This is a genomic window from Mycobacterium sp. (assembly GCF_050701675.1).
GTDB lineage: Bacteria > Actinomycetota > Actinomycetes > Mycobacteriales > Mycobacteriaceae > Mycobacterium.
The window spans coordinates 1-1727 of the sequence record NZ_JBOGDD010000445.1 but is presented as its reverse complement, the minus strand read 5'-3'; the positions used below and the strand labels follow the sequence as shown (position 1 = coordinate 1727).

Here is a 1727-nt window from a genome sequence, read left to right as displayed (position 1 = left end):
CCTCGATGTCCTCGGGATAGTGATTACGCCCGCGGATGATGAGCAGATCCTTGATACGGCCGACGATGAAGAGCTCGCCACCGGAAATGAAGCCCAGGTCGCCGGTGCGCAGCCACGGTCCGTCGGGCGTGCCCGATGAGGGGCCGACCAGCGTTGCGCCGAAACAGCGCTGCTCCTCGGGCGCTCTGCCCCAATAGCCGTCGGCGACATTGTCGCCATGCACCCAGATCTCGCCGACCACGTCCTGCGCGCACTCGCGATTGGTGTCGGAATCGACGATGCGCAGCGTAGGGGTATGCGGCACTTTGTATTTGACGAGCGCCGTACCCTTCCCAGCTGCCGCGCCCCTGCCGGCCGCACTCCGCCGAACGCGGCCTGCGGACAGCTCGTCGACATCGAAGTGAACCGATGGCGATGATTCGCTCCAGGTGCCTGCCGCCACGAAGACGGTTGCCTCGGCCAAGCCGTAGGACGGACGCATCATGTGGTCCCGAAAATTGAAGTGCGCAAACCGATCAACGAAGCGTTCCAGGGTGGCGGGCTCGACGCGTTCGGCACCGCTGATGATGCCAAGCACCCCTCCGAGGTCCAGTCCGGCCAGATCACCATCGGTGGTTTTACGGGCAGCCAAGTCAAACGCGAAGTTGGGCGCCGCAGAAAAGGCGCGAGGATTCTCAGCCAGCGCTCGCACCCACCTGGCCGGGCGTTCCAAGAACGCCACCGGAGAAGTCAGGTCGGCGCGAAAGCCGCCAAGGATCGGAGCGCAGACACCCAGCACCAAACCCATGTCGTGGTAGAAGGGCAACCACGACACGATCGTTTCCGGTGTGGTCATGACGCCGGAGTTCGCGAAGAGGCTGCGCATCAACTGCTCGAAATTCACCTCAAGGTTGCGATGCGAGAGCATGACCCCGGTCGGCGTTCGGGTCGAACCCGAGCTGTACTGCAAATACGCGATGCTGGGCACATCGGCCATCTCGATGCTCGGCCCGGGCTCGACGTCCAGATTCAACGAGTCGATTTCGACGATCTTGGGCGCAATCTCCAGGCGTGCTTGATCGACGTAATCGCCAACGTCTTCCGCGGCCGCTGACGTGGTGAGCACGACCGAGGGTGACGTGTCGGCGAAGACCGTGCCCACTCGCTCGTGATTCGAGCCGCGATGCGGCAACGGCAGCGGCACCGCGATCAGCCCAGCCTGCATCGAGCCCAGGAAGGCCAGGATGTAGTCAAGGCTCTGCGGCGCCAGGATCACCGCCCGGTCTCCGATCGACGCATGCTGGCTGAGCTCGCGCGCCACGTTCAAGGTTCGGCGGGACAACTGCGCCCACGTGAGACTCTCGATGGCACCCGCCGGGTGGTGGGTGTAGTCGGTGAAGGTGAATGCCACGTCACCGGGGCGCATGCTGGCACGTCCGTGCAGCATCGAAAGGATGGATGACTGGGACGTACCCAGACTCGAAGTCGTCATGTCACGTCCATCATGGGTGCGTGCCGTTGGACAACACGGACATGGCACCGTTGACGAGCGTCGAAATGGGATCGCTGCCGCTGGCGCCGCTGCCGCCGCCGAACGTTGCGTCGTTGGCCGGTGCGGTGACTTGCAGAGGGTCGAAGCCGTGGACCGGGTCCACCTGGACCGGCGCGGTTGCCGGATCGTCGTTGCGCGAATAGCCCGCATTCACCCTGGGCATCAAGATCGCGTCGAGCTGGTTCAGCGTGTCCTC

1 protein-coding gene and 1 pseudogene are annotated in these 1727 nt (G+C 64.2%); both read right to left on the bottom strand.

Annotated features, from left to right (window positions below):
* Positions 1-1471: fatty-acid--AMP ligase (locus ACRDUX_RS13405; protein WP_526414517.1), on the bottom strand; the 1471-nt coding region annotated here is incomplete at its 3' end.
* A gap of 10 nt (positions 1472-1481) precedes the next feature.
* Positions 1482-1727: pseudogene (locus ACRDUX_RS13400) on the bottom strand (PE-PPE domain-containing protein); the annotation flags it as partial.